This window comes from Rhodococcoides navarretei (assembly GCF_038069675.1).
Taxonomy (GTDB): domain Bacteria; phylum Actinomycetota; class Actinomycetes; order Mycobacteriales; family Mycobacteriaceae; genus Rhodococcoides; species Rhodococcoides navarretei.
The window spans coordinates 4583526-4608557 of sequence record NZ_JBBPCN010000001.1; the positions used below are offsets into that span (position 1 = coordinate 4583526).

31 protein-coding genes and 1 pseudogene are annotated in these 25032 nt (G+C 64.0%); 12 read left to right on the forward strand and 20 right to left on the reverse strand.

Annotated elements, in window-relative coordinates:
* Positions 1-6 precede the first annotated feature (6 nt).
* From AABD04_RS21635 to AABD04_RS21650, 4 genes are all read right to left on the reverse strand, one after another.
* Positions 7-1284 carry a hypothetical protein gene (locus AABD04_RS21635; protein WP_341442409.1) on the reverse strand — a complete coding sequence of 426 codons (1278 nt, stop codon included), beginning with the start codon at positions 1282-1284 and terminating at the stop codon, positions 7-9.
* Between the two features lie 150 nt (positions 1285-1434).
* The gene (locus AABD04_RS21640) at positions 1435-2757 is read right to left on the reverse strand and encodes an NAD(P)/FAD-dependent oxidoreductase (RefSeq protein WP_341442410.1); all 1323 of its coding nucleotides are present in this window, start codon (positions 2755-2757) and stop codon (positions 1435-1437) included.
* 108 nt (positions 2758-2865) lie between these two features.
* Positions 2866-3489 (reverse strand): DUF305 domain-containing protein, encoded by a 624-nt coding sequence (locus AABD04_RS21645; protein WP_341442411.1) that lies wholly within the window; start codon positions 3487-3489, stop codon positions 2866-2868.
* Between the two features lie 82 nt (positions 3490-3571).
* Positions 3572-3970 carry a DUF6153 family protein gene (locus AABD04_RS21650; protein WP_341442412.1) on the reverse strand — a complete coding sequence of 133 codons (399 nt, stop codon included), beginning with the start codon at positions 3968-3970 and terminating at the stop codon, positions 3572-3574.
* Between the two features lie 150 nt (positions 3971-4120).
* On the opposite strand from AABD04_RS21650, the gene AABD04_RS21655 reads away from it, so the two are divergent.
* Complete coding sequence (locus AABD04_RS21655) at positions 4121-4999, forward strand: universal stress protein (protein WP_243596760.1); 879 nt, start codon at positions 4121-4123, stop codon at positions 4997-4999.
* Entirely contained in the window at positions 4996-7386 is a 2391-nt protein-coding gene (locus AABD04_RS21660; RefSeq protein ID WP_341442413.1) for a phosphoketolase family protein, read from the forward strand. The genes AABD04_RS21655 and AABD04_RS21660 overlap by 4 nt, the downstream gene beginning before the upstream one ends.
* 19 nt (positions 7387-7405) lie before the next feature.
* Here AABD04_RS21660 and AABD04_RS21665 read toward each other — a convergent pair whose 3' ends face one another.
* The 4 genes from AABD04_RS21665 to AABD04_RS21680 form a co-directional block, all read right to left on the reverse strand.
* The gene (locus tag AABD04_RS21665; protein ID WP_341442414.1) at positions 7406-8290 is read right to left on the reverse strand and encodes a universal stress protein; all 885 of its coding nucleotides are present in this window, start codon (positions 8288-8290) and stop codon (positions 7406-7408) included.
* Complete coding sequence (locus AABD04_RS21670) at positions 8287-9129, reverse strand: universal stress protein (protein WP_341442415.1); 843 nt, start codon at positions 9127-9129, stop codon at positions 8287-8289. Before AABD04_RS21670 ends, AABD04_RS21665 begins: the two co-directional genes overlap by 4 nt.
* Before the next feature lie 107 nt (positions 9130-9236).
* On the reverse strand, positions 9237-10943 hold the full coding sequence (locus AABD04_RS21675; protein ID WP_341442416.1) for a sensor histidine kinase: 1707 nt from the start codon (positions 10941-10943) through the stop codon (positions 9237-9239).
* Positions 10936-11607 (reverse strand): response regulator transcription factor, encoded by a 672-nt coding sequence (locus AABD04_RS21680; protein ID WP_341442417.1) that lies wholly within the window; start codon positions 11605-11607, stop codon positions 10936-10938. The genes AABD04_RS21675 and AABD04_RS21680 overlap by 8 nt, the downstream gene beginning before the upstream one ends.
* Positions 11608-11803: 196 nt before the next feature.
* On the opposite strand from AABD04_RS21680, the gene AABD04_RS21685 reads away from it, so the two are divergent.
* The 5 genes from AABD04_RS21685 (at position 11804) to AABD04_RS21705 (ending at position 15381) form a co-directional block, all read left to right on the forward strand.
* Positions 11804-12715, forward strand: coding sequence for a universal stress protein (locus AABD04_RS21685; RefSeq protein WP_341442418.1), 912 nt, complete (start codon positions 11804-11806; stop codon positions 12713-12715).
* 87 nt (positions 12716-12802) lie between these two features.
* Complete coding sequence (locus AABD04_RS21690) at positions 12803-12970, forward strand: hypothetical protein (RefSeq protein WP_341442419.1); 168 nt, start codon at positions 12803-12805, stop codon at positions 12968-12970.
* The gene (locus tag AABD04_RS21695) at positions 12967-13914 is read left to right on the forward strand and encodes an ABC transporter ATP-binding protein (RefSeq protein ID WP_341442420.1); all 948 of its coding nucleotides are present in this window, start codon (positions 12967-12969) and stop codon (positions 13912-13914) included. Before AABD04_RS21690 ends, AABD04_RS21695 begins: the two co-directional genes overlap by 4 nt.
* A complete protein-coding gene (locus tag AABD04_RS21700) occupies positions 13911-14738 on the forward strand; it encodes a hypothetical protein (protein WP_341442421.1) in 828 nt (275 codons plus the stop codon). The genes AABD04_RS21695 and AABD04_RS21700 overlap by 4 nt, the downstream gene beginning before the upstream one ends.
* Positions 14704-15381: an SRPBCC family protein gene (locus AABD04_RS21705; protein WP_341442422.1), complete on the forward strand. Its 678-nt coding sequence runs from the start codon at positions 14704-14706 to the stop codon at positions 15379-15381. The genes AABD04_RS21700 and AABD04_RS21705 overlap by 35 nt, the downstream gene beginning before the upstream one ends.
* Here the strand turns inward: AABD04_RS21705 and AABD04_RS21710 are convergent.
* Positions 15378-16274 carry an alpha/beta fold hydrolase gene (locus AABD04_RS21710; RefSeq protein ID WP_341442423.1) on the reverse strand — a complete coding sequence of 299 codons (897 nt, stop codon included), beginning with the start codon at positions 16272-16274 and terminating at the stop codon, positions 15378-15380. The two genes, AABD04_RS21705 and AABD04_RS21710, sit on opposite strands and share 4 nt — an antisense overlap.
* A 17-nt stretch (positions 16275-16291) precedes the next feature.
* The gene (locus AABD04_RS21715; RefSeq protein ID WP_341442424.1) at positions 16292-17236 is read right to left on the reverse strand and encodes an amino acid kinase family protein; all 945 of its coding nucleotides are present in this window, start codon (positions 17234-17236) and stop codon (positions 16292-16294) included.
* A gap of 338 nt (positions 17237-17574) precedes the next feature.
* Here AABD04_RS21715 and AABD04_RS21720 point away from each other — a divergent pair, with 338 nt between their 5' ends.
* The 3 genes from AABD04_RS21720 to AABD04_RS21730 are packed head-to-tail and all read left to right on the forward strand — an operon-like array spanning position 17575 to position 18790.
* Positions 17575-17754 carry a hypothetical protein gene (locus AABD04_RS21720; protein WP_341442425.1) on the forward strand — a complete coding sequence of 60 codons (180 nt, stop codon included), beginning with the start codon at positions 17575-17577 and terminating at the stop codon, positions 17752-17754.
* A complete protein-coding gene (locus AABD04_RS21725; RefSeq protein ID WP_341442426.1) occupies positions 17742-18299 on the forward strand; it encodes a flavodoxin domain-containing protein in 558 nt (185 codons plus the stop codon). The genes AABD04_RS21720 and AABD04_RS21725 overlap by 13 nt, the downstream gene beginning before the upstream one ends.
* On the forward strand, positions 18296-18790 hold the full coding sequence (locus AABD04_RS21730; protein ID WP_341442427.1) for a universal stress protein: 495 nt from the start codon (positions 18296-18298) through the stop codon (positions 18788-18790). Before AABD04_RS21725 ends, AABD04_RS21730 begins: the two co-directional genes overlap by 4 nt.
* 15 nt (positions 18791-18805) lie before the next feature.
* On the opposite strand, the gene AABD04_RS21735 is transcribed toward AABD04_RS21730, so the two are convergent.
* The 5 genes and pseudogenes from AABD04_RS21735 to AABD04_RS21755 form a co-directional block, all read right to left on the reverse strand.
* Positions 18806-19045: a hypothetical protein gene (locus AABD04_RS21735; protein WP_341442428.1), complete on the reverse strand. Its 240-nt coding sequence runs from the start codon at positions 19043-19045 to the stop codon at positions 18806-18808.
* 173 nt (positions 19046-19218) lie between these two features.
* Positions 19219-19404, reverse strand: a complete 186-nt coding sequence (locus AABD04_RS21740) for a hypothetical protein (protein WP_341442429.1) — start codon at positions 19402-19404, stop codon at positions 19219-19221.
* Positions 19405-19541: 137 nt separating this feature from the next.
* Positions 19542-19871, reverse strand: coding sequence for an ANTAR domain-containing protein (locus tag AABD04_RS21745; RefSeq protein ID WP_341442430.1), 330 nt, complete (start codon positions 19869-19871; stop codon positions 19542-19544).
* Positions 19843-20301, reverse strand: a pseudogene (locus AABD04_RS21750) (GAF domain-containing protein); the annotation flags it as partial. The pseudogene AABD04_RS21750 and the gene AABD04_RS21745, both read right to left, overlap by 29 nt.
* A gap of 109 nt (positions 20302-20410) precedes the next feature.
* Complete coding sequence (locus tag AABD04_RS21755; protein ID WP_341442431.1) at positions 20411-20911, reverse strand: zinc-binding dehydrogenase; 501 nt, start codon at positions 20909-20911, stop codon at positions 20411-20413.
* A gap of 44 nt (positions 20912-20955) precedes the next feature.
* Between AABD04_RS21755 and AABD04_RS21760 the strand changes: the two genes are divergently transcribed.
* A complete protein-coding gene (locus tag AABD04_RS21760) occupies positions 20956-21093 on the forward strand; it encodes a hypothetical protein (RefSeq protein WP_341442432.1) in 138 nt (45 codons plus the stop codon).
* A gap of 56 nt (positions 21094-21149) precedes the next feature.
* Here the strand turns inward: AABD04_RS21760 and AABD04_RS21765 are convergent, their stop codons facing one another.
* From AABD04_RS21765 to adhP, 3 genes are all read right to left on the reverse strand, one after another.
* Complete coding sequence (locus tag AABD04_RS21765; protein ID WP_341442433.1) at positions 21150-21731, reverse strand: hypothetical protein; 582 nt, start codon at positions 21729-21731, stop codon at positions 21150-21152.
* A gap of 147 nt (positions 21732-21878) precedes the next feature.
* Complete coding sequence (locus AABD04_RS25200; protein ID WP_423228176.1) at positions 21879-22175, reverse strand: ANTAR domain-containing protein; 297 nt, start codon at positions 22173-22175, stop codon at positions 21879-21881.
* Positions 22176-22303: 128 nt separating this feature from the next.
* Positions 22304-23314 carry an alcohol dehydrogenase AdhP gene (gene adhP / locus AABD04_RS21770; RefSeq protein WP_341442434.1) on the reverse strand — a complete coding sequence of 337 codons (1011 nt, stop codon included), beginning with the start codon at positions 23312-23314 and terminating at the stop codon, positions 22304-22306.
* A gap of 256 nt (positions 23315-23570) precedes the next feature.
* On the opposite strand from adhP, the gene AABD04_RS21775 reads away from it, so the two are divergent.
* The gene (locus AABD04_RS21775; protein WP_341442435.1) at positions 23571-24023 is read left to right on the forward strand and encodes a DUF1003 domain-containing protein; all 453 of its coding nucleotides are present in this window, start codon (positions 23571-23573) and stop codon (positions 24021-24023) included.
* Here AABD04_RS21775 and AABD04_RS21780 read toward each other — a convergent pair.
* Positions 23998-24498 (reverse strand): flavodoxin domain-containing protein, encoded by a 501-nt coding sequence (locus AABD04_RS21780; RefSeq protein ID WP_341442436.1) that lies wholly within the window; start codon positions 24496-24498, stop codon positions 23998-24000. The two genes, AABD04_RS21775 and AABD04_RS21780, sit on opposite strands and share 26 nt — an antisense overlap.
* Positions 24495-24914: a hypothetical protein gene (locus AABD04_RS21785; protein WP_341442437.1), complete on the reverse strand. Its 420-nt coding sequence runs from the start codon at positions 24912-24914 to the stop codon at positions 24495-24497. Before AABD04_RS21785 ends, AABD04_RS21780 begins: the two co-directional genes overlap by 4 nt.
* Positions 24915-25032 lie beyond the last annotated feature (118 nt).

Sequence of the window (25032 nt, forward strand, 5' to 3'; positions counted from 1 at the left end):
CGAGCGTTATGGACCGGACGAATCCGAGACGCGATCGTGATGCTCGTGGTCATGGTGTCGAATGACGACGAGGCAACCCACTACGACGATCACCGCGACCACCACACCCACGGGCAGCGGCGAATACAACCAGACGACCGGCCGCACATAGTCCTCGGGCGTCCCGTCCGTCCAACCGAATACCCGCGGCGGCACCGGTGCAGACACCGAGAACAGCGTCAGCGCGAACGGAATCAGCGGACCGATGGCCGACGCCACCGTGCGGGTGGGTTGCATCGACCCGACGGCCAGGCCGATGGCGACGGGAGACAGGGTGCAATAGGCAACGCTTCCAACGACATTGACCGCACTGTCGCCGATCGGAAGCAGACCCGTGGCCGTCACCCCGGCCAGCACCACGAGCGCGGCCGTGGTGAGATCGCGTCGCAGGCCTACTCCCACCGCACCGACGAACAACACAGCGGCCACGACGAGTACCCACCACGACGCGTCGGACCACCCGAGTGCATTGACGCCCGATGCCGCTATCGCCAACCCCAGCATCAGGTATCGGCCGTCGCGGCCACCGAGGTCGAACGCGACGGCGTAGGTAAGGAGGACCACGATCGCGACGGCGAACATCCACATGGTCACCGTCGACGTCGTGTTGCCGAGGTAGGTGTAGGCCGTCAGACAGACGAATCCCAGCACGAGAGCGGCCGCCGCGTCGGAGGATTCGAATCGGCCGACGGATGAGCGCCGAACGGCCACGAGCAGCAGGACAGTGGTTGCGAGAAGGAGGAGTAGAGGGACGGTCGATTCGACGTGCTGCGGTCCCAAACCATCCATCCACCGTCCCTCACGCGGTCCGCGTAGTGGCGAGATCGCGTTGTAGAACAGCATCGAGCCCAGAAGCCCTACTGCGATGCCGGCAGACGGAAGTCTGCGTCCACCGGCGACGAATCCGCACACGCCGACCAGAACGCCGGCACCGAGGGCGTTGGTCGTCACCGCTTGATTGGACGCGATCGGTACGAAAGACGGCAGTGCCATCAACAGAACGCCGAAAACGGTTGCTCCGGCAGCCGACAACCGGGGGCGTCGGCGATGAACCAACGCGAGCACGAGTATCGCGGCCAGGACGGCCAGCGAGCCTGCCCATTGCGCAGTGACGAATGCCCCGTACCACTTACCCGAGGACTCGATGTGGAACAAATCCTGGCCGAGCGATTCGCGAATCGAGTATCCGGCAACGAATCCGCCGCATACCGTTGCCACAACCGGCCCATAGCGATCCACGATCATGTCTTCAACTTAGAGGTCCCCGCCTTCCTCCCCGACCTCGGCTGATCCGCACCTGACCGGATTCGGCACCAACGCGAACTGACCTCAGCGCCCACTATTCGCCCTCGAAAGCGGAAATCCGTGCGACGGACCGAATAGTGGACACTCAGGTCAGTTGTACGGCTTACGCGCGGTTTCCGGATCGCCGTAGGTGATGGCCCGTTCGCGTCGGGTTCCGGTGGCCAAGGTTGCGGCCCAGTTGATCAGCGTCCCGACGCGATTGCGGTTGCCGGCCAGGAACGCGATGTGGATGACGCCCCACGAGACCCAGCCGAGGAATCCGGACATGCGCAGCGGCCCGGCCTGCACCAGTGCATGTCCGCGCGCAATGTACGCCGCGGTGCCGAGGTCTCGGTACTTGAAATCCGAACGCGCAGAACCGGACAAGTCTGCTGCGATCGCCGCACCCGCCGCTCGGCCGCCCTGCATCGCCACTTCGGCTACTCCCGCAAGCTTGTTCAACGACATGATGTCTCCGACGACGAAGACGTTGCGGTGCCCCGGGATCGACAGATCGGGCTGCACGGCGATACGCCCGGATCGGTCCTGTTCGACGCCCATCGCGTCGGCGAGCTTCGCAACGAACGGAACGGCTTCGACGCCTGCGGTCCACAGCACGGTGTGGGTGTCGTAGCGAATGACAGTCTTGGGTTCGGCCTTGGCCGTCACCTCGACGTCGGTTGCCGTGACGTCGGTGACGTGAACTCCGAGATGGGTTTCCACGCCGACCGCGTCGAGGGTGCGCTGCGCCTTCTTCGTCAGAGAGTCGGGAAACGATTCGAGTACGCGGTCGCCACCGTGGAACAGCAACACTCGCGCTTCCGACGGATGGATCGCGTCGAACTCCTTCGCCAACGCCCTGGTGGCGAGTTCTCTTATCTGCCCTGCCAATTCGACTCCGGTCGGGCCTCCCCCGGCGACGGCGAACGTGAGCCAGGGTCGGCGTTCGTCGGCGGTGGGCAGGGATTCGGCCATCTCGAAGGCGGAGATCAGCTTTCGTCTGATCGCGAGGGCATCGTCGAGGGTCTTCATGCCCGGTGCCCACTGCACGTATTCGTCGTGGCCGTGATAGGCCTGCTGCATTCCGACGGCGACGACCAGGTAGTCGTAGGGCAGCTCGAACGTCGAGCCGTCGAATCGGCTCGCCGTCACCACACCGCCGTCGCTCGCCAAGGGGTCCACAGCAGCGGTCACAGACGTGGCTTCACCCAGTGCCACATGCACGTTCTTCTGCTTGCGCAGCAGGTGACGCAGTGGACTGGCGATCGAGCCCTCGGATACCAGACCGGTAGCGCACTGATAGAGCAGCGGCTGGAAGACGTGGGAGGTGCCGCGTTCGAGCACGGTGACGTCGACGTCCTCACCGCGTAGGCGTCGAGCCGCGTGCAGCCCGCCGAATCCTCCGCCGATGACCAACACCCGTGGACGTGCCATACGAACGTTCTCCCTCGGACCGACCTGAGGAGAGGGACTCTCCGATGTTGCAGCCTACTCGAGTGCCGCACCCCAGTCAGGGGGTGCAGCACTCGACTTCGATCCGGATCAGCCGAGCAACGCCTCCATGGTGTCGATTTCCTCCTGCTGTGTGGCCACGATCGTCCGCGCCATCTCCTGTGCATCGGGGTTCGAGCCGTCGGCGATCTCGTTGTTCGCCATGTCGATCGCGCCCTCGTGGTGCTCGATCATCATCGTCAGCCACTGGCGGTCGAATTCCGCACCCGACAGAGCAGCCAACGCGTCCATGTCCTGCTGAGACATCATGCCCATGCCCGAGCTGTGGTCCATTCCGCTCATCTCACCCATGTCGGACGAAGGTGCGGGCTGACCCCATTCGGCGAGCCAGGCGGTCATCCGGTCCATTTCCGGTTGCTGCGCGGCTGCGATCGCCGACGCCAACGCCACGACGTCCGAATTGTCGGTGCGGCCCTCGACCATTGCCGCCATCTCGACCGCCTGCGCATGATGCGGGTACATCATCCGAGCGAACATCACGTCCGCATCGTTGAATTCTGCCGACGCGTCGACCTGGGTCGATGATGCCGACGAGTTCGGCGAGCCCATCGAATGGCCGTCCATCGGCATGTCGGAGCTGTCGCTGCTGCAGCCGGCGACGAGGAATACGCTCACGGTGGCGGCAGCCAGCGAAGCGACGAGTGTTGTACGCATGTGAATCTCCTTGAACAAGTGCGAAATACAGGGATCTGGGTACAGCGATCCGCCGGTGGTCGTGCGTCCACCGGGCTTCCTGTCACACTCGCAAGGTCACCGATCTGTCCAGCTCCCAGAGGGTCCACGGCGGCGGCGCACGCTCCGAGATGGAGTCGGTGCGCCCACCGATACCGTCCTCCGACATGAACGGGTGGACGCCATCGACGCCCGTCGACGGGACCGACAGCGCGGCCCACGACACCGTGGTTCCCGCGCACGGATGCATCATCTGATGTGCCGACGGGCAGTCGTGTTCACCGGCCGCCACCTGCACCGGACCCTCGTGATGGGTCACCGAAGCCATGGCAGCGTGTTCGTTGCTCGCCGACGCGGTCGGTGTCACCGAGTGCATCAGCAGCACGCCGAAAATCGACAGTGCGATCAGCAATCCGGTCGCCGAGGCAAAGCCCGGGCGACGGCGACGGATCACTGAGTGCATGTCACCGACGATAGCAAGACATACCCCCTAGGGGTAGCCACCAGGGACTTCGGCCCCGCTCCGAAGGACTTCCGCCTCTATCGAAGAGGAATGATCCGGGCCAAGCTCGAGCCGTATCTGCACACGTGAGTCAATGGACGGGAATTCGCCATGAATGCATCGAGCCGAGTAGTCGTCGGAGTCGACGGGTCTGCCACATCACTCGACGCGGTCCGCTGGGCAACGCGCGAGGCTGTCCGACGCCACGCCCCACTCGAGCTGGTCACGTCCTCGCTGTTCGCGCCGGGAACCTACGGTGACGCCATCAGCCTCCGGATGGGCGCATTCACCGACCCGGACGTCGAGGCCAAGCGGGTGCTGACCGCCGCGGTCGATGTTGCGCACAAGGCCGCAGCAGGCAATTCGCTGATTCTGGACACTCGTCTCGAACACGGCTCTGCTGCACAGAACCTGACGCATTTCGACGTCGCGCCCGCCATGATAGTCGTCGGGTCGAGGGGTCTCGGCGAGTTCACCGGTGGGCTGATCGGGTCGGTCAGTACCGCAGTTGCAACGCATGCGAAATGCCCTGTCGCAGTGATCAAATCCAACAAGTCCAGCGACGGTCCGGTCGTCGTCGGGGTGGATTGCACCCCCAACAGTCAACCCGCCATCGGCTTCGCCCTGAAGGAAGCGTCACTGCGAGGTGTCGACCTCGTCGCGGTGCACGCCTGGAGCGACCTCGAGCTCGGCAGTGTGTTGACCCGCGACGGCGTGGGTCCGTGGGTCGATTCCGAACTCGCGGAGAAGACGTCGTTGGCCGAAAGTTTGGCCGGGTGGTCCGAGGACTACCCCGACGTATCCATTCGTCGAGTGGTGTTCCAGGACAGGCCGGTTCGGGCGATGGTCCGTGAGTCCGAGACCGCCCAATTGGTGGTGGTGGGAAGCCGTGGTCGAGGTGGATTCGCGTCGATGCTTCTCGGTTCCACCTCGCGTGCGGTGCTGCACTCGGTGGATGTTCCCGTCGTCGTCGTACCGACGAACCGATGACGGCACCCAGCACCGAAACCGGTTACAGCTCCGACGATCTCGACGCCGACCTGCAATATTGGGCTGCGGCGAACTATCTGACGGTGGCGCAGATCTATCTGCAGGACAACGTGCTGCTGCGTCGGCCACTGACGGCAGAGCACATCAAACCCCGGTTGCTCGGCCATTGGGGCACCAGCCCCGGACTGTCGATGATCTACACCCTCCTCAACCGTGTGATTCGGCGAACCCACTCGGACTGGCTGTACGTCACCGGTCCGGGCCACGGCGGCCCAGCATTGGTGGCGAACACCTACCTCGAAGGGACCTACAGCGAGATCTACCCGGACATCTCGCTCGACAACGACGGCGTCCAGCGGCTGTGTCGTCAATTCTCCACTCCTGGAGGTATTCCGAGCCACGTCAGCGTCCAGACGCCCGGCAGCATTCACGAGGGCGGCGAGCTGGGGTACGCCCTCGTCCACGCCGCCGGTGCAGCGTTCGACAATCCCGATCTGATCGTCGCCTGCGTCGTTGGGGACGGTGAGGCCGAAACCGGCCCCCTGTCCGGTTCGTGGAAGATCCCGGCTTTTCTGAATCCGATTCGCGACGGGGCCGTGTTGCCCATCCTGCATCTGAACGACGGAAAGATTTCCGGACCGACGGTTCTCGGACGCAGCACCGATCAATCGATAGCGGACTACCTGTGCGGCCAGGGGTGGGCACCACTGTTCGTCGAAGGCGACGATCCACGAGAAGTGTTCCCGGCTCTCGAAAGAGCCCTCACCCGCGCCCACGATGCAATCGAGCAAATCCAGCACGCCGCCCGGAACGGCGAACCACACCACGACATCGGATGGCCCGCCATCGTTCTGCGTACTCCCAAAGGCTGGACCGGACCCCACGAGGTGGACGGCAAGCTCATCGAGGGCACTCACTGGGCGCATCAGGTTCCGCTCTCCGGTGTCCGCGAGAACCCCGCGCATCTGGCTCTGCTCGAGAAGTGGCTGCTCTCCTACGACCCGAGATCGCTCTTCGACGACGAGGGCGCCCCTGTGGCAGCCGTTCGCGAGCTGGCTCCGTCCGGCGACGAACGGCTCGGTGCCACTCCGCACGCCAACGGCGGACTGCTTCTGCAGCCCTTGGTCATTCGCGACCTCGAGAACTACGCGCTCACCATCGAATCCCCGGGTCGCACGTCGCACGAGACGACGACCGTGCTCGGGGAGATGATGCGCGATATCTACCTCGACAACGCCGAGCCCCACGGCGGCGGCAACTTCCGTCTGTTCTGCCCCGACGAGACCGCGAGCAACCGCCTGCAGGCCGTGTTCGAGGCCACCGACAGATGCTGGCAGCTGCCGACCACCGAGTTCGACGACAACCTCGGCCCCGACGGCCGCGTGATGGAGGTGCTCAGCGAGCATCTGTGCGAGGGCTGGCTGGAGGCGTATCTCCTGTCGGGTCGACACGGTCTGTTCGCGAGCTACGAGGCCTTCGCAATGGTGAGCGTGTCGATGCTGATCCAGCACACCAAGTGGCTTCAGCACGCGGCAACACTCGCATGGCGGGCGCCGGTGGCATCTCTCAACGTGCTGCTCACGAGCACGTGTTGGCGCAACGACCACAACGGGTTCAGCCATCAGGGTCCCGGACTGATCGATGCGGTGATTCCGCTGGCACCGGACGTGGTGCGCGTGTGGCTGCCACCGGACTCCAATACTCTGCTCGCCGTTGCCGATCATTGCTTCCGCAGCCGAGGTCACGTCAACGTTCTGGTGGTGGACAAGCAGAGTCACCCGCAGTACCTGACGCTGCCCGAGGCACGCGCGCATGCAGCGGCGGGTGCGTCCCGTTGGGAGTGGGCCGGCACCGAAGAGGTCGATACCGAGGAGGATCCCCAGATCCTGCTGGCATGCGCCGGCGACGTACCGACCGAGGAAACCCTCGCTGCCGCAGAGTTGTTGCGTACGTGGACTCCCGAACTCAGGGTTCGCGTCGTCAACGTCATCGATCTGATGGCGCTGCTCCCCGTCGTCGATCATCCGCACGGATTCTCCGACGAGCAGTTCGTGGATCTGTTCACCGCCTCGGTCGATGTGGTCTTCGCGTTCCACGGTTATCCCCGTGCGGTACACCAATTGGTGCACGGCCGACCGGACGCCCAGCGGTTCCACGTTCGCGGATTCATCGAACAAGGCACTACGACAACACCGTTCGACATGGTGGTGCTCAACAAGATCAGCCGCTACCACCTCGCGGTCGCAGCACTGGACCGAGCGCAGAACGCGACCGCCGGTGCCGAGCAACTGCGGCAGCACTGCCAGGACCAACTCGCACGCCACGACGCCTACATCCGAGAGCATTTCGAGGACCTCCCGGAGATTCGGCAGTGGCGGTGGTCGTGACTGCCGAATCCCTGGTGAGCTACCCGCGGGCGATGATCAACGGGCAGTCGACGCGGTGGGCCAGCGAACGGACGGTGGATCCGAGAAGTCGGTCGCTGAAACCGTTGCGACCGCTCGAACCGACGACGACGGCCTGCGCGCGCGATGCCACCTCCAGAATCTTCTCGACGACGTTGCCGCGCAACACTGTTTGCTGCACCTCTACATCCGGGTATTGCTCGCTCCAGCCGGACATGCTCTCTGCCAGAATCGTTCGGCCGTTCGATACGATCGCGTCGGATCTGTCGGTCACGGAAGCGTCGGGCGACGGGACGAGTTCGTCCGTCGACACGTGGACTGCAACCAATCCTGTTCCCCGGAGTGAGGCTTCCTCGAATGCCAACCGAACGGCATTCTGGTTGTGCGCCGACACGTCGACTCCGAGGACGACCGGGCCTCGCGAAGAATGCACCTCGACGCTTCCCGGCACGATGACCACCGGGCAGTGCGCTTGGACAGCCACTGCTGTGCTGACCGAGCCGAGCAGTTCGGCGAAGTATTCGCCGTTACCGCGCGAGCCCACCACCATCATCGAGGCACTGTAGGACTGCTCCAGCATGGCCTGAATCGTCGGACCCACAATCGGTTCGGCGATGATCGGCAATGCATCCGGGTTTTCGACCGATCGGCGGGCAACCAGCGCCGCCGAGGCCAGAATGGACTCTGCGGCCGCATGCTCTTCCGAGCCGATGTGGGACGGAAGTGCGACGAAGCTGGTGTACAGGGCCTTGACTTGATACGCGGACACCAGCTTCAGGGGTACGCTGCGCAACTCCGCCGCGCGCGCGGCCCAGCCGACTGCGTCGAGCGACGAGCCGGAGCCGTCGACACCGACGACGATCGGAGACCGCCTCGAGGTACTCATGCGTGCGGGACGACGAGGACGGGGCACTCGGCGTGCCGTAGGACGGTTGTCAACGTCCGTCCCGGCACGCGATCACGCTCATGACCGAGCACCAGCAACTGTGCGCTGTCGGACACCGCGATCAGTTCCGATCCGGAGTCTGCCTCCGCGTAGACCGACGCCACCCGCACCGAAGGATAGTCTGCACTGATGGGTTCCAACCGGACATCCATTGCCGACTCCGGATGCAGATGATCGACGGGACCGCTGATGGCGCTCGCCAGAATGGACGAGACCGCCTGGGTGTGAATGGCCAGCACACTCGCCCCGCGCATCGACGCTTCGTGGAACGCCTGCGCCACAACGAGGTCCGATCCCGAATTCTTCATGTCTCCCAGAGCGGCGACGACCGCGCCGTCGCGCTCGGAATCGAAGGTGTGCACAACGGCCACGGGGTTCGGTGAGCATTCGACCACCGTGCGCACCATGGATCCCAGAACCCATGCAGCGATCGAATTCTCGGTCGTGGCACCCACTACCATCAGGCACGCAGACGCTGCTTCGGACAGCATCACCGTCTCCGGGACGCCCTGTAAGACAACAGATTCCACGATGACGGTCGGGTCGATGGCCCTCGCTATGATCGCGGCCTGCTCCAACACGGTGCGTGCGTAATCACCGTCCACATCGGGAGCGCCATAGACTGTTTCGGGCTGAAGATGGGCCTGGATCACGTGCACCAGACGCAGCGACGTTCCACGGCTGCGCGCCTCGCGGACGGCGAAACGGACTGCATCGAGTGCAGCCGTCGATCCGTCGATTCCGACCACGACGGGTCCGGTAGAAAATGAAGTGTTCATGAGAGGCCTTTCGTTGGTGCGCGTCTACGACGAGAACGCTACGAGCGCAGGCACACCTGACACAGCAGTCCGAGGTCATCGGAACAAGTGACCAAGGTCGTCGGTCGTCAGGGAAGAGGAACCGCCCACGTCACATCGGTGCCGCTGCCGGATGAGCCGGGGCAGACGGTCATGGTTCCGCCACACTCGGCCGCACGTACTCCCAGATTGGACAGCCCGCTCTTCGTGGTGTTGTGCGGCATGCCGATTCCGTTGTCCGACACCACTATTTCGAGCTCGTTGCCGACCGACAGGGTAACGGTCACCGTGTCGCCCTGCGCGTGATGGACCACGTTGCTGACCGTCTCACGCACGACGGCAACGGCATGGTCGGCGAGCTTGGTGTCGATGACCGACAGCGGCCCGAACATACGCACGACGGCACGAATATCGACGTTCTCGGTGAGTTCGAGTACTGCGCTGTTGATACGTTGACGCAACCGTGTTGCGGAGTGGGATGTGCTCTGCAGGTCGAAAATGGTTGTTCTGATGTCCTGCACCGTGTCCTGTAGGTCGTCGATCGTTCTGGACAGACGCTGCCGTATGTCTGGAGACTCGGTGCGCTGCAAGGTGCTCTGCAATGCCAATCCTGCAGCGAAGATCCTCTGAATCACATGATCGTGCAGGTCACGGGCAATACGATCCCGGTCGGACAACACTTCGAGTTGATGCATCCGACGGCTGGCGTCCGCGATCTGCATCACCAACGCGGCCTGGTTGGCGAAGTTCGAGACGAGTTCGAGTTGGCTGTCGTCGAACGGTCCGCGACCTGCAGCGCGAAGAACTACCAAGACTCCACTGACTCGCTCGGCCACGCGGAAGGGTGAAATCAATGCTGGTCCGAAAGCAGAGCCCAGTTCCTCGACCCCGTAGTCGAGTCGATCCTTCCGCAGCGGTGTTCGACGCCGAAAGGCGACACCCGAGCTCGAGCCTTCGATCGGAACGACTGCTCCGATGATTCGATCGGACGCGAGTCCCTCGCAGACCGTGACAACGAGTCGCGTGACGTCCTCGAAATCTTGGTCTGCGTCCTCGGGAACCGCGATGAACGCCGCATCGGACCCGGTCAGGTGCATCGACTTACGCGCCACCATCTGCAGCACGTCGTCGATGTCCGTCCCGGACAGAAGCTCGGTGCCGATGTCCCGCGTTGCCTCCATCCATGCCTGACGCAGCCGCGAGTCCTCGTACAGTCTCGAGTTGTCGATGGCGATGCCGGCGGCGGACGCCAACGCCTTGGTGACGACCTCGTCGTCCTCGGTGAACTGCTTGCCGCCGTTCTTCTCGGTGAGATAGAGATTGCCGAAAATCTCGTCGCGAACCCGAATCGGCACTCCGAGGAAGGTCTTCATCGGGGGATGATTGGGCGGAAACCCCACCGATTCCGGATGCGAGGTCAGATCTTCCAGACGCAGCACTTCGGGTTGGTCGATCAACAGTCCCAGTACCCCGCGGCCGGTGGGCAACGGGCCGATGGCGACTCTGGTGTTCTCGTCCATGCCGTAGTCGATGAACGCACTCAACTCATGGCCCTCGCCCCGAACACCGAGGGCACCGTACCGAGCGTCGACGAGCTTGGCGGCCGATTCCACGATCGACCTCAACGTCACTTCCAGATCGAGGCCGGAGGTGATGACGAGCATGGCGTCGAGCAGGCCGTCTGCTTGGACTCTGGCATCGGAAATTCGGCCGATTCGGTCCTGAACCTCGGCCAGTAGCTCACCGAGTCTCAGCTGCGGCAACCATGATCCGGAGTCACGGTGACGATCATCCATCCCGCGACCCCGGGTGACGCCCATTCGGTGGAGCGGTGTCGGCGAGTTTCGACGCGTACACCGCAGCCTGAGTGCGCCGCTCCATCCCGAGCTTGGCGAGCAGCCGGGACACATAGTTCTTCACCGTCTTCTCCGCCAAGAACATCCGGGCAGCGATCTGCCGGTTGGTCAGGCCCTCACCCAGCAGCTCGAGCAAGGTGTACTCCTGGCTGGTCAGGTGATCGATCGGCCCGGGTGCCGCCGTCCCGGATCGCAGTTTGTCCATCAGCGCCGCGGCCGCACGATTGTCGAGCAGCGACCGACCGGAACCGACGTCCTTGATCGCTCGGGTGAGCTCCATGCCGGTGATGTCCTTGACGACGTAGCCGCGCGCGCCCGCGAGTATCGCGTCGAGCATGGCCTGGTCCTCGGTGAAGGAGGTGAGCATCATGGTCTTGAGGTCGGGTAAGCGATCGAGAAGTTCGCGGCACAGTTCGATGCCGTTACCGTCGGGCAGTCTGACGTCGAGCACGGCCACGTCCGGTCGCAGCGCAGGGATACGGGCGAGGGCCTGAGCGCAACTACCTGCCTCGCCGATGACCTCGAGATCTGGATCGGAGTCGATGAGGTCGATCAGGCCGCGTCGGACGATCTCATGATCGTCGACCAAGAACACCGTGACCACGGCGGCACTCCTCAACTGCGTCCACGCTGGGCGCCTCGACTTCCGAGCCTACGGGTCGTCGGTCCGCGCAGCGGGACCTTTCGTAATCGAAACAGGTGACCGAAGTCCTCTGTGTCGGTGTTGTTGTCCCGGCGCGCCCGGGGCCGTGCGTGGAGTTCCATGAATGTTCCGACACCATGACCGAGGAGGTCGCTCGATGGGTCCACTTCCGACCGTCGTTGGGGTCGACGGTTCAGCTATGGCTCTGGATGCGGTGCGCTGGGCCGCTCTCGACGCGCGATTGCATTTGTCCGATCTGCTTGTCGTCTCGGCGATGTCGCTGCCCAAGGTCCTGACCGGGCCGGGTGTCCTTCCCGACACCGTGGCGCACCAGGCCAGATCTGAAACCGGCAGAATTCTGAACGAGGCTCTGGCAATCGCGACTCGAGAGAGTACGACGGTCACCGTCGATACCCTCTCGTCCGAAGAGTCGGCAGTGTCCACATTGCTCGAACTGTCGGAGACGGCCCGGATGGTGGTCATTGCCACGCGGGGGCTCGGTGCCACCGAGCAACGGTCACTGGGCTCGATCGGGTTCGCTGTCACCACTCATGCACGATGCCCGGTCACAGTGGTGCGTGGCTGGTCCCACGGCGGCCTCGAACTGGCCATCCATCCGGTGGTCGTCGGTGTCGACGGCACCAAGGCGAGTGCTGCCGCAACGCAGTCGGCATTCGAGGAGGCCGATGTTCGATCCGCACCACTGACTGCGGTGCACTCCTGGTCGGACACGGATCTGTCGATCGGTGTCCCGATTCGAGGACTGGCGTGGCCGGACAATCGACGCGCTGCTGCAGATCACTTGGCGCGGCTGCTCGAGCCGCACATTCGACGCCATCCGACGGTGCCGGTACGGCCCGTGGTGGTCAAGGACAGACCGGTGCAGGCACTCCTCGACCACGCTCAAGGTGCTCAACTGGTGGTGATCGGTAGTCACGGGCGCGGCGGCTACGCGGGGATGATGCTCGGCTCGACCAGCCGGTCGGTGCTGACGCGAGCGCATTGCCCGGTCACCGTCGTACCGTCGCCGGGCCGAATCGCCGCTGTCACCAACCGGGCCACCACGTGACGGTGCCCGACCGGAGAATGCCGTTCGTCCACCCACGAAGGTCCTAATGCCCTACGACGGCCGAGCCGAGCCGAGCACGCTGTGTGCATGAGCCGTTCGGATACCACCGTCTCTGTTCGCGCGCACCACTCGACACCCGAGGACATGATGGATACAACGACGCCGACCACACTGGTCGGAAAGTTCGACCGATCGAGCCTGTCGTGGTTCGAGTGGATCGTCTATCGACTCGTTCGCGCGGGCTGGTCACGATGAGCCACTCGATCGAAGTGCGGGCACTGAGAAAATTCTACGGGGACAAGCTGGTCATCGACGACCTGTCGTTCGTCGTCGAACCCGGCACGGTCACAGGGTTTCTCGGTCCGAACGGATCGGGTAAGTCCACCACGATGCGCTTGATCGTCGGCCTGGATCACCCCAGCAGTGGAACTGCACTGATCGGCGGTGTCGAGTACACGCAGCTGCATCGCCCACTACTGACGGTCGGCACCCTGCTGGATTCCGAGGCCGTCCACCCGGGCCGGTCGGCATACAATCATTTGCTGTATCTGGCGCAGACACAACGCATTCCGTCGTCACGCGTCACCGAGGTGTTGGAACTGGTCGGCCTGCTCGACGTCAGTGGCGAACGAACGGGGTCGTTCTCGCTCGGCATGAGAAAGCGACTCGGGATCGCCGCGGCCCTGCTGGGCGATCCGTCGGTATTGATCTTGGACGAGCCGATCAACGGGTTGGATCCGGACGGTATCTACTGGATGCGCAACCTGATGAAGCATCTTGCCCGCGAGGGCAGGACCGTGTTCGTGTCGAGCCATCTCATGGGTGAGATGGCTCGGACCGCAGACCATCTCGTCGTCATCGATCACGGCAGGCTGATTGCAGAATGCACTCCCGACGAGCTGATCGCCCGCAGCAGTCGAGCGTCGGTGCTGGTGTCGTCGTCCGATTCTGCGCGGCTCGCCACCGTCATTCAGGCAACCGGGGGTACCGCCGATGCCCTCGACCACGATCGACTCACCGTTCGTGACCTCTCGGCGCATCGAGTCGGAGAACTCGCTCAGCAACAGAACATCGCGATCTATCAGCTGACCCCGCAGGAGGCATCGCTGGAAGAGGCGTTCATGACCCTCACCCACCTCGACGACGTCGAGCACGACCGGCCCCTCGTCACCCACTCTCGCGGACAGGCGACACCATGAGTATCACCGCACCGGCTCCCCTCGCGCGTGAGGTCCACCGCGTGGACGTTGTCGCAGTGGTGACCTCGGAGTGGACGAAGCTGAGATCACTGAGATCGACGGTCTGGTCCCTGGCCGCATTGGTGACCGTCACGGTGGGCTTCACCGGTTTCTTCACCTGGTTCACGGTCGCCTACTGGGACAACGTCGATCCCGCGGCCCAGCTCCAAATCGTCACCGATCCCGCCCGTCAGATCCTCGGTGCAGGGTTCCAGCTCGGTCAACTGGCGGTCTGCGTACTCGGCGTCCTGGTGGTCACCAGTGAATATGCAAGCGGGACAATAAGAGCCAGCCTGCTGGCGGTTCCCGCACGGATCCCGATGTTGGCCGCCAAGACAGGCGTGTTCATGGCCGTCGTGTTGGTGGTCGGTGAGATCACGGCCTTTCCGACGTTCTTCCTCGGTTCGGCCATCATGGACTCGAAGGCATCTGTATCGCTGGGCGATCCGGGTGTGCTCCGAGCGGTGATCGGTGCCGGCCTGTACCTGGCGTTGCTCGGTGCCATGGCGGTGGCCATCGGTACCATCGTCCGGCACACGGCAGGTGCCATCACCGGCATCATCGGATTTGTCCTCGTACTGGCCCCGCTGACCCAGCTGATCCCCGGCACCGTCGGCCGACACATCGCGGCGTACTTGCCCTCGCAGGCCGGCAGTCTGATCGCCTCACCCAGGCAAGCCCCTTCCGACTTGCTCACTCCCTGGCAAGGTTTCGGAGTCGCAGCACTGTGGACGGTGGCGCTACTCGCCCTTGCGGCCTACCTCCTGCGCCGACGCGATGCGTGAGGCCGGGGCGGCAGTTGCCGATTCTGCCGGCGGCGCAGCCCTCATCGCGTTCCACGTCCTGGCCTCGATCCCTCTGCGTCGATGGCGCACGACGTGGGGCGCGACGCCGGCCGAGGTCGGCGAAACTCTGCCCGGTGACGAGAGCGTGCCGCATCCGGCCTGGCAATACACCCACGCGATCGATATCGACACGACACCGGATCACGTGTGGCCATGGCTGATTCAGCTCGGTCAGCAGAGGGCGGGCTTTTACAGCTATCGCGGCCTGGAGAACATGGTCGGCTGCAACATCACATCGGCGACGGGACTCGACCCTCGGTTCCAGACCCTCGCGGTCGGCGACTCCGTGCTCCTGCATCCGCAGTCACCACCGCTGACGGTGACCATGGTCGACGACGGGAGGGCCTTCGTGTTACTGGGCGCAGACCCCGACTCGGCCGACCGAGCACTGTGGTCGTTTCACTTGCGCGCCCTGCCCGGTGGAAGAACTCGACTGATCGAACGCGGAAGGTACTCGCACTCGACGTCGCTGAAGAGCCGCCTCATCTTCGGTCGCTACTTCATCGAGCCCATCGGGTTTGTCATGAGCAGAAAGATGTTGCGCACCATCGCGGCGAACGCGTCTGCTGCGCAACATATCTAGCCCCGCGGCAACACCGCACCCAGACTCCGTAGGTCGTCCAGAATGGCGGAAACCCGACTCATCAGGGAAATGTGTCCCTCGCCGTCGATCAGGTGCGCCTGCGCTCCTGCGACGTTGGCCGCAAGCCACCTCGCGTGCGCGAACGGCACCATCGTGTCCAGGCTCCCCTGCCAGATCGACACCGGCGTAGTGATGGCACGCAAGTCGAAACCCCATGGGCGCGTGTGGGTCAGGTCGTCGTCGCGCCAGCCTACGATGCCTTGACGACCGGCCGCGTTGACCGACGCGGCGAGGTAGTCGGTGAGCTCCTCCGTCAGCGCGGCGCGGTCGACAGGCGGAGCCAATGCTCCCAATCCTGCCGCCACTTGATCCGGGGTGACACCGAAGAAGCCCTTTCTGACGTCGAGGAACGACTCCAATGCCTCGACCCCGGCGAAGACGGCCGTGTATTCGTCGATGTTCTCCTCGGCCATTCCGTCGCGAATGTCACCGTCGTACTCGGCGGCGGGAGCAATCCCGACGCAGCACGCAGCAGCCAGGCATCGCCCGGGCAGCAGTGCCGCACAGGCCAATGCGCGCGGTCCGCCACCCGACCAGCCGATTGTGAGAAATTCTCCGATACCCAAGTGGTCCAACACTGTTGCGGTATCGGCGGCGTCGTCGGCAACCTGAGCCGTGGTGGCACCGTCCTGGCGCGGCGTCGACGCTCCGTACCCCGGCCGTGAATAGGAGACGACCCTCAATCCCTGTGCCGCCGCGGCACGTTCGAGGGTCGGGAACGGCACTGCGCCCTGCGGGGTGCCATGGTGATAGACCAGCGCGAGCGCATCGGACGGCCCGGTATCGAGCACTTCGAGACTGCGGCCGTCTGCCGTCTGGACGAGGACGGCCATCTGTGTTCCCTTGTGGCTCATATTGCCCGCCGCCCAGCTGCGATGTCGTCTGCTCGGCGGTCGAGAATCCTTGTGCCCGAAATCCCGTCGAGCACGTTCTGCGCATCGTCGAGCGCACCGACGGATGCCGAATGCCCACTCGCCCAGGCGAAGGTGCTGCAGGCCTGTACTTTCGGGCTCATCGACCCGGCCGCGAACGCGGCGGGATCGAGTTCGTCGACATAAACGGTGCCGAGCGGCTCCGCCTGCGCGGTGCCGAAGTGGTCGACGACAGCGGGCACATCGGTGAGAATCAGCAGCCGATCGGCGGCGCAATCGAGGGCGATCAGCGCTGCAGTCAGGTCCTTGTCGATGACCGCATCGACCCCGTCGAGTTGACCACTCGCTGCCTCGACGACAGGTACACCGCCTCCGCCGGCACAGAGCACGATGGAGCCGGCCTGGACCAAACGCGTGATCGAGTCCTGCTCGATCACGCGAATCGGGCTGGGCGACGGTACTGTTCGACGCCACCCGGTGCCGTCGGGAGCGATGGACCAACCGTGCTGGTCCACTGCGGAGCGGGCGTCGGACTCGGTGCAGACGGCCCCGACGAACGTGGTCGGATCGGAGAACGCAACATCGTCCGGATCCACGAGTACCTGCGTGGTCAGGTTGACGATCGGTTTCACGATACCCGCATTGCGCAATGCCTGCGACAGCCAGTAACCGATCATGCCCTGACTCTGAGCTCCGACTGCATCCAGCGGGTAAGGGCTCACCAGTGCCGCGTGCGAGCTGCTCTCCCGCTCGAGGGGCCCCACCTGAGGTCCGTTACCGAAGCAGATGACGACCTCGTGTTCGCGAACGATAGGTGCGAGCGCAATTGCCGCCGAACGAACATGCGCGAGTAGTCCGGCGGTGTCGGAGCGCTCGTCGCAACCGAGCAACGCATTTCCGCCGACGGCAATGACGATACGCATGTCAGCTACCCACTGCCGCGACGAGATCTATGCGAGTGATGTGCATCAGGTCCATGGTCAACAGGTCTCCTCGTAGCCGGGTGCGGCAGACTTTCGAACCTGCGCACCTCACCAGCGTGCGTGTTGCGACTGACCCCGAGACACGGTCGGATGCCCCCGCACCACTGCCGAAGGTCCTTTTCTACGAATTCGAGTGGAGGGCGTTCGGAGTCGATGCCGTCGACCCGACATGTCGACCACCTTCGGCCGTTCCTGTGGGTCGTAAGTCCCTACTCGGCGGCGGTCCCGCGGCGCAGAGTGATCATCGAGCAGTCTCCCTCCACGACAAGGACCCCGGCATGATTCTCGTTCCTTCGCTCGGCAGTGCCGGACCCAACACGTTGGAAGAGCTGTTCGCCGCGCGATATGCACGCGGCGACATGGATCGAGTGCAGTACCTGACCCGGATGGATGGTCTTGCATTGCGATTCAACCGAACCCGGACCAACACTGACAGGACGTCGACATGCGAATCCTGATCGCAACAGCAAGCCGCCACGGTGCCACCCGAGAGATCGGACAGTGGCTGGGCGCATCGATTCTGCGCGAAATGTCCACCCACGACAGCACGACGACAGTGGACGTGCGTGATGCCCGCGACGTGGACAGCATTGCCGAGTACGACGCTGCGATCATCGGCAGCGGCGTCTACATGGGCCGATGGCTTCGAGACGCACGTTCGCTGATCGCCAGGGAACAGGCCGAACTGGAGAGCATGCCGGTGTGGCTGTTCTCGAGCGGTCCGGTGGACGGCAGTACTCCGGCCGAGGCTCAACCGAAGGAGACGAAGGCCGACTGGGCGATCGAGCATCGCGTGTTCGGAGGCAAACTGGAACGCTCAGGGCTGTCACGCTTCGAGCGTGCGGTCGTTCGGCTGATCAATGTCTCCGATGGTGACAGCAGGTCACGAGCAGGGGTTTTGGCATGGGCGGTAGTCATTTCCTCTCGGCTCACAGCTTCGGCTCCCAATGCACCCGAGACATCTCGACTGGATTCGACACCGAGGACGAGTGAGCGTTCATGATGGACACGAACTCGACCGGCCGCCCTATCGTGGTGGGAGTCGACGGATCGCCCTCGTCGATCCTTGCCCTGCAACGTGCGCAGCAATTGGCCACTGCATTGTCGACCACAGTGGATGCAATCCATGTCTGGCAGTACCAGCCGTACATGGACACCGGTTATGTCGTCGAGGTCGAGCCTGCGAAAAAAGCAGAGAAGGTACTCGCCGAGGCTACGGCTGCTGCATTCGGCACCGACCTCCCCGCAGGTCTGAAACAGGTTGTGAGACAGGGTTCTGCGGCGAAGGTCCTGCGCGACGCCAGCCAGAACGCCGAGATTCTCGTCGTCGGAAGTCGCGGTCACGGCGGCTTCGTCGGACTGCTCCTCGGTTCTGTCAGCTCGCAATGCGCCGAACATGCCCACTGCCCGGTGCTCGTGGTTCATTCGAGGGATCATCTCCAGCGCGGGCACCACCGGGGCGATTCCATCGCATCGAGTCTCTCGACGACATGAGCGGGCCCGAAAAACTCACGGTAGCCGAGGCGGGAACCAGCCGCGGGCGTCCCGCAGGGTGCGTCCGGCCTCGTCGACGGTCGACCGGTTCGAGCGCTCGGCGAGTCTGCCCAATTCGGAACGCGCTTCGGTAACCGTGCGGCCACTCGCGACGAGAACTCCGATTGCTTGATTGACCTCGCTGATATCGGCGAGAGTAGGCGCGTCGGACGGCTGGAGGGCCGTTCCACCGCCGCGGACCAGATGTCGATCCAATACAGTCGCGCCCTCGTCCAGCCCCAATGCGGAGCCGACGTCGGCTGCGAAGTCGACGAGCGCACCGGAGGTACCGGAGAGAATGAGCAGCTGCTTGGCTGTGCGGGAACCAGCAGGGCCGGCGAGGGTGACTTCGAGCGAGGAGGCAACGGCTCCCGGTGTGGAGAGCTCGTCTATGCCGAGACTTCGAAGCGTTCACCGTCAACGGTCACTGTCAGGCTGATCGAAACCACTGACTGGACAGCCACATCGATGTCGGCCGCCAACTGCCCGGCCGAACGCGCGAGATCGACGGTCGAGCAATCCAGCGATTCGGTCAGCGTAGCAAGATCTTTAATCAATCGAGGCTGAAGTTTCATCGATAATCCAGGTGCGGCCCGACCGCCGATTCGATTCTTCCGGTACACCCGCAGCGTAGCGCTGGGGTCGAAGTGCAGGCGCGAGGAAAAGTCGGACTCGATGCCTCTGACGCACCCGCATGCTCAACGCTACGCCTCTACGTACGCCGGCGGGTTCGCGCGGTCTTCTTCGCTTCTCCCACCATGGCCTCCGCGACCACGGCCACCTTCTTGTGCTCGGCCTGGCTCAGCGATCGGAGCTTGTCGTATCCCTCGGCGCCGGTGCACCCGGTTCGACTGATCAGCACGCCGATTGCCTGGTCGATCACCGCGCGACTGTTCAGCGCCTTCTCCAGTTGCTCGGTGAGCCGGGCAGCACCGGCCAACGCGCGCGCGTTTCTGCACCGCGATAGCAGCCGGTACCGAGAAGAGTTCGCCCAACTCCGCAGCGCGAGCATCGAACGCATCGCGCCTGTGCGCGTAGACATTCATCGCACCGAGCACGTCTCCTGCGGTGATGAGCGGTAGGGACAACACGCTGTGCACGCCCAACCGGCCGACCTTGGGACCGAATTCCGGCCATCGCGGGTCGGTTTCGAGCGAACCGGATCGAACGGTGATGCCCTGCGCAGTCGCGGTGATGCAGGGCCCTCGCCCAGCGTGTATCGGATATCGTCGACGACACGAACGAAATCTGCACTCGCGACAATCGTGTCTGGCCGCCCCGGATGCAGCAGCGTCAACCCGGCACCATCCGCGCCGGGAATCGCCCTGACCGCAAATTCCGCCACGTGTGAGAGAGTGTCGGACAGCGACAGATCGGTCATCGCCAATGTGCCGAGATCGGCGAGGCTCGACCTGAGGTGGTCTTCGTGCTCCTCGGAGTCCATCACTGCTCACTTCGTTGCGGGCATACATACCTTTCGGGTACGCGCCTGCCCACGACGAACCCTACTGCCTCCCCACAGGCACGTGGTTCGATCGAGTGAACATCGACGTCAGCGCACAGTTGCCGAGAATGTCCACATCAGAACTCGAAGACCTGACGTGCGGTGACGCGGCCACCCATCAGGTCGTCGAAGCACTCGTTCACCTCATCCAACTTGCGCGACACGGCAGATACCGTCGTCCGCCCGGCCTCGTGCAGTGCGAACACCTCGCGCAGATCCTTCCTGGTCCCGACGATCGAGCCGAGTACCGAGATTCCCCCGACCACCGTCTCGAAGATCGGTAGCGACAACTCCCCGTGTGCAGGCATCGACACGCACACCAGCCGTCCTCCGCGACGCAGCGACCGGAAGGCCTGATCGAAGACGCTGGGGATGACGGCCAACACGATGGCGACGTCGGCACCGCCGAGCTCCTGGATGGCCGCTACCGGATCGGTCGTTGCCGAATTGACGGTGTGGTCTGCGCCGAGTTCCCGAGCGAGATCGAGCTTTTCGTCCTCGATTGTGGTTGTTCTCCAGTGGGCCGATCGGGGACAGTGCCTCGTCCGAGAAGAATTCGAAGTGGAACAAAGCTCCATGGGCGATCGAACACAAGGTGTTCGGCGGAAGGCTGGATCGCTCGATGCTGTCGGGCTTCGAGCGAGCCGTGGTACGGATGGTCAACGCCGACTACGGGGACGACAGGTCACGCGCCGCGATCGACGAATGGGCCGGCACCATCTGCCGCGCGCTGACCGCAACCGCGCCGCGGTCGGCCTGACCCGTATCACGGCGAATCCGATTCCGTGAGAACTCATCACGATCTCGAGTAATCGATCAGGGCCCTCGCGGGGGAAACCATCCGCGCGCGTCACGCAGAGTGCGCCGGGCGACTTCGCTTGTCGACCTTCCCGACTGGGCGGTCAACCGGTGTAGTTCGGCTCGACCTTCCGCCGCGCTGCGCCCTCCCGCGATGAGCACACCGATCGCCTGATTCACTTCGCTCGACGCTTCGAGATCACGAGCAGACGGTTCGGGCAAACCCGACTCACCGGCCTGGTCGAGGTGCCGGTCGACGACTGCCGAGTCACCGGCCAGCCCCAGTGTGCGGCCCGCGTCGGCGGCGAAGTTCACCAACGCACCTGCTGCTCCGGACCGGATCAGTAGGAACTGTTCGGTGTCGGTGTTGCGCGCGTCCGAGAGGGTCAGTCTGAGCGAGGACAGGGGCACGTGATCGCAGCTGCTTTCGTGGGACACCGAGACCTCGAAACAGTCGCCGTCGACGACGACGGTGAGGGCCATCGAGACCATGGCCGCTACGGCCGAATCGAGATCGGAGTACAGCCGTCCGACCAGAGAAGCGAGATCGACCCCGGAGCTGTCGAGCGCCGTGGTCAGTCGCCCCAGATCAGACCGCAAACGACAATGTAGTTCCACGCGAAATCCCGTGCGGCCCGACCGCCTGTTCGGTACTTCCTTGTCACTGACGGTGGGTTTCCGCCGTCAGGCGCAGGTGCGGCGGGTCGATAACGGATCTCGAGCCTCGCATGCACCAGCCTGTTGACGCTACTCGTTTGCACCGGGTCTGTGTACCCGGTTGCGATACCGGTTCCCGTCGTCGACCGCCTCGCGAATCAACGATCGTGCAACCTCGGTCAATTTCTTGTGCTCGGCCCCACTGAGCCATCGAAGCGTTTCGTATCCCTCGGTGCCGCTGCATCCAGTTTGGCTGATCAAAATCCCGACGGCCTGGTCGATCGAGGCCTGGCCGGCCACTGCTCTCCCCAGCTGCTCCGACACATGCAGCGCGCTGTTCAGTGCACGCTCACTTGAAACTGAACCGCCGCCGTCGTCTGTCTTCATCGCTGCTCGATTCGTTGCGGCCACACGCGCTGAATGGAACCCGCGCCTGCCCTCTACAACCCTACTGCTCGGGTAGCCGCGCAGAAACCATCTCTACTCGAGTCGTGGTGATCACGAGCTCGAACGTGCTAGAACTCGAAGACCTGACGTGCGGTGACGCGTCCGGCCATCAGGTCCTCGAAGCAGTCGTTGACCTCGTCGAGTTTGCGCGAGACTGCCGATACCGTCGTCCGCCCGGCCTCGTGCAGTGCGAACACCTCGCGCAGATCCTTCCTGGTCCCGACGATCGAGCCGAGTACCGAGATTCCCCCGACGACCGTCTCGAAGATCGGTAGGGACAACTCCCCATGCGCGGGCATCGACACGCACACCAGCCGTCCTCCGCGACGCAGCGACCGGAAGGCCTGATCGAAGACGCTGGGGATGACGGCCAACACGATGGCGACGTCGGCACCGCCGAGCTCCTGGATGGCCGCTACCGGATCGGTCGTTGCCGAATTGACGGTGTGGTCTGCGCCGAGTTCCCGAGCGAGATCGAGCTTTTCGTCCTCGATGTCGACCGCGGTGACGAATCCGCCCGCGATCTTGGCGTACTGCACGGCCAAGTGCCCCAGTCCGCCGACGCCGAAGATGGCCACGCGTTGTGCAGGGGTGACGCCGCCGACCTTGACGGCCTTGTACGTGGCCACGCCGGCACAGGTCAGTGGAGCAGCGTCGAACGAAGAGATCCCGTCGGGAACCCGGACGACGTACTTCGCATGCGCAACTGCGTATTCGGCGTAGGCCCCGTCGATCGAGTATCCGCTGTTCTGCTGCGCCTCGCACAGCGTCTCCCAACCCGACACGCAATGATCGCATTCGCCGCACGCCGAACCGAGCCACGCGATGGCGACCCGCTCACCGATTCTGTCCTTGGACACCTGCGTCCCGACCGCCTCGATCACTCCGACGCCTTCGTGGCCGGGAACGAACGGCAGGGTCGGCTTGGCCGGCCAATCCCCCTGCGCAGCATGGATATCGGTGTGACATACCCCGCACGTCTCCATCTTCACCAGCACCTGCTCGGGTGCGGGTTCCGGAATCGGGATGTCCTTGACGACCAGGGGTCCGCCGAACTCGGTGACAACAGCTGCCTTCATCGTGGATTTCCTCCAACTATCGAAATCGATGCCGTTCTCGACCATCGAGCAATGCACACCGTCGATGATCGACGCTGCGTCGGTGGGCACGTAGGGCCGGAAGTCACCGCCCGGTCGGGACGTCTTCCGAGATTGTGGTTGGGGAGGCAAAAGGCACTGCAGTGATGGCCTTTCGCCCCTGGCGGCTCCCGCGATCAGGGGCCACACTCGCCACCATGGACACTTCTGCACCCTCCGACTCGAAGACCTGCGAGCGATGAACCTGTGGAGAAAGCACCCGGGCGTCCGAACCGGTGAGGCACTGACCACCGGTGAGCGAGCGGCGGATTACGTCCGAAACGGCATGGGCTCCTGGCCGTTCGTCTTCCTGTTTCTGGGCGTGATGGCGCTGTGGGCCGCCTACAACCAGAGCGACGGATTCGACCCCTACCCGTTCATCTTGCTCAACCTGTTCCTGTCGATGATCGCGGGACTCCAGGGGGCAATTCTGCTGATCTCGGCGAAGCGCGCGGACTCGGTGAGCAGTGAGGTTGCCGTACACACACTTTCGAACACCGCACTACTCCAGGACATGATAGAGGCCAATACCGTACTGACGGAATCGGTGGCACAGTTGGCGGCAGAGATTCACGAGCACGTCTGTCCGTCCGCTCACTGTGTCGGCGCAGGCACGTCCATGAAGGTCACGAACCAGGTTTCTCGGCAGTGAGACAGGCAAGGATCTCTCGGGCCCAGTTGCACACACGGACCCAGTCGCGGAAGTCTCCGGCAACCGCGCCGGAGTTGTCGAAGATCTGGCGTTCGCCCACCGAGAGCCGGTCCGCGTCGAGCCGACCGGGAAATGTTCGATGCGAGGATGCATCCAAGATTGCTACCGCGCGTGCGGCGTCGGTGGTGTCGTTGACCGGTCGATCGCTCGAATGCAATGGCCCGCAGGAGAACAGCCATACGGGCGGGTGCGCAGACCTGGAGACCCGCTCGACGAGCCGCTTGGCGGCCGGGACCCACCGGTCGGAATAGACGGCACTTCCGATGACCAGGGCGTCGTAACCACTGACGTCGGCGACGGAATCCGGGGCAAAGATGTCGACATCGGCTCCCCCGTGCCGAAACACTCGAGCCATCTCCTGCCCGAGCGAGTCCGTCGCCCCGTGACGCCCAGCGGTCGAGACGAGTATCTTCATGCGCTGCGATTCGAGTGCGCCGTAATGCGCCACCCGCGGAGGGCGACGAGAACTCCCAGTACGCCGAACATGCCTTGCAACCAACTCGTTTCGCCGATCACAGCCGGCTGAACCACGATCCAGGCGGCGAGCAGCACGCCCGCCGTATGGGCGATGGGGCCGGTCTTGCCGCCACCCGCCAGAGCCGATGCCGCCGCCAGTCCCATCGGCACGCCGACGACCAGAACCAACGCGAGACCGGCGAGCGCCGGGTTCGACATCGGCAGGCGTGCCTGCGCTTCGGCACCGAGATCGATAGCACCCGAGGCCAAACCGATCGCGCCACCGAACGCGTTGATGGAAATTCCCGCGCACACCGCACCCAGCCACGGCCATCGTCGGTCCTTCACGGTGAGCGCTCGTGTTGTGGACATCATGGATTCAGCGTGGCTGCCGAACAACTCGGGAGCTAGGGCACAAGGTCCGCCGCCTCGATGACTTCTCTCCACTTCGCGATTCAGCGGCGAAAGAACGACCGCCCAGTTCGACGTTCCT

What these genes read in the sequence shown, in the direction of transcription:
- AABD04_RS21635 (WP_341442409.1), bottom strand. Translation starts at nt 1,284, where the DNA reads ATGATCGTGGATCGCTATGGGCCGGTTGTGGCAACGGTATGCGGCGGA.
- AABD04_RS21640 (WP_341442410.1), bottom strand. Translation starts at nt 2,757, where the DNA reads ATGGCACGTCCACGGGTGTTGGTCATCGGCGGAGGATTCGGCGGGCTG.
- AABD04_RS21645 (WP_341442411.1), bottom strand. Translation starts at nt 3,489, where the DNA reads ATGCGTACAACACTCGTCGCTTCGCTGGCTGCCGCCACCGTGAGCGTA.
- AABD04_RS21650 (WP_341442412.1), bottom strand. Translation starts at nt 3,970, where the DNA reads ATGCACTCAGTGATCCGTCGCCGTCGCCCGGGCTTTGCCTCGGCGACC.
- AABD04_RS21655 (WP_243596760.1), top strand. Translation starts at nt 4,121, where the DNA reads ATGAATGCATCGAGCCGAGTAGTCGTCGGAGTCGACGGGTCTGCCACA.
- AABD04_RS21660 (WP_341442413.1), top strand. Translation starts at nt 4,996, where the DNA reads ATGACGGCACCCAGCACCGAAACCGGTTACAGCTCCGACGATCTCGAC.
- AABD04_RS21665 (WP_341442414.1), bottom strand. Translation starts at nt 8,290, where the DNA reads ATGAGTACCTCGAGGCGGTCTCCGATCGTCGTCGGTGTCGACGGCTCC.
- AABD04_RS21670 (WP_341442415.1), bottom strand. Translation starts at nt 9,129, where the DNA reads ATGAACACTTCATTTTCTACCGGACCCGTCGTGGTCGGAATCGACGGA.
- AABD04_RS21675 (WP_341442416.1), bottom strand. Translation starts at nt 10,943, where the DNA reads ATGGATGATCGTCACCGTGACTCCGGATCATGGTTGCCGCAGCTGAGA.
- AABD04_RS21685 (WP_341442418.1), top strand. Translation starts at nt 11,804, where the DNA reads ATGGGTCCACTTCCGACCGTCGTTGGGGTCGACGGTTCAGCTATGGCT.
- AABD04_RS21690 (WP_341442419.1), top strand. Translation starts at nt 12,803, where the DNA reads ATGAGCCGTTCGGATACCACCGTCTCTGTTCGCGCGCACCACTCGACA.
- AABD04_RS21695 (WP_341442420.1), top strand. Translation starts at nt 12,967, where the DNA reads ATGAGCCACTCGATCGAAGTGCGGGCACTGAGAAAATTCTACGGGGAC.
- AABD04_RS21700 (WP_341442421.1), top strand. Translation starts at nt 13,911, where the DNA reads ATGAGTATCACCGCACCGGCTCCCCTCGCGCGTGAGGTCCACCGCGTG.
- AABD04_RS21710 (WP_341442423.1), bottom strand. Translation starts at nt 16,274, where the DNA reads ATGGCCGTCCTCGTCCAGACGGCAGACGGCCGCAGTCTCGAAGTGCTC.
- AABD04_RS21715 (WP_341442424.1), bottom strand. Translation starts at nt 17,236, where the DNA reads ATGCGTATCGTCATTGCCGTCGGCGGAAATGCGTTGCTCGGTTGCGAC.
- AABD04_RS21720 (WP_341442425.1), top strand. Translation starts at nt 17,575, where the DNA reads ATGATTCTCGTTCCTTCGCTCGGCAGTGCCGGACCCAACACGTTGGAA.
- AABD04_RS21725 (WP_341442426.1), top strand. Translation starts at nt 17,742, where the DNA reads ATGCGAATCCTGATCGCAACAGCAAGCCGCCACGGTGCCACCCGAGAG.
- AABD04_RS21730 (WP_341442427.1), top strand. Translation starts at nt 18,296, where the DNA reads ATGATGGACACGAACTCGACCGGCCGCCCTATCGTGGTGGGAGTCGAC.
- AABD04_RS21740 (WP_341442429.1), bottom strand. Translation starts at nt 19,404, where the DNA reads ATGAAACTTCAGCCTCGATTGATTAAAGATCTTGCTACGCTGACCGAA.
- AABD04_RS21745 (WP_341442430.1), bottom strand. Translation starts at nt 19,871, where the DNA reads ATGTCTACGCGCACAGGCGCGATGCGTTCGATGCTCGCGCTGCGGAGT.
- AABD04_RS21755 (WP_341442431.1), bottom strand. Translation starts at nt 20,911, where the DNA reads ATGGAGCTTTGTTCCACTTCGAATTCTTCTCGGACGAGGCACTGTCCC.
- AABD04_RS21760 (WP_341442432.1), top strand. Translation starts at nt 20,956, where the DNA reads ATGCTGTCGGGCTTCGAGCGAGCCGTGGTACGGATGGTCAACGCCGAC.
- AABD04_RS25200 (WP_423228176.1), bottom strand. Translation starts at nt 22,175, where the DNA reads ATGAAGACAGACGACGGCGGCGGTTCAGTTTCAAGTGAGCGTGCACTG.
- adhP (WP_341442434.1), bottom strand. Translation starts at nt 23,314, where the DNA reads ATGAAGGCAGCTGTTGTCACCGAGTTCGGCGGACCCCTGGTCGTCAAG.
- AABD04_RS21775 (WP_341442435.1), top strand. Translation starts at nt 23,571, where the DNA reads ATGAACCTGTGGAGAAAGCACCCGGGCGTCCGAACCGGTGAGGCACTG.
- AABD04_RS21780 (WP_341442436.1), bottom strand. Translation starts at nt 24,498, where the DNA reads ATGAAGATACTCGTCTCGACCGCTGGGCGTCACGGGGCGACGGACTCG.
- AABD04_RS21785 (WP_341442437.1), bottom strand. Translation starts at nt 24,914, where the DNA reads ATGATGTCCACAACACGAGCGCTCACCGTGAAGGACCGACGATGGCCG.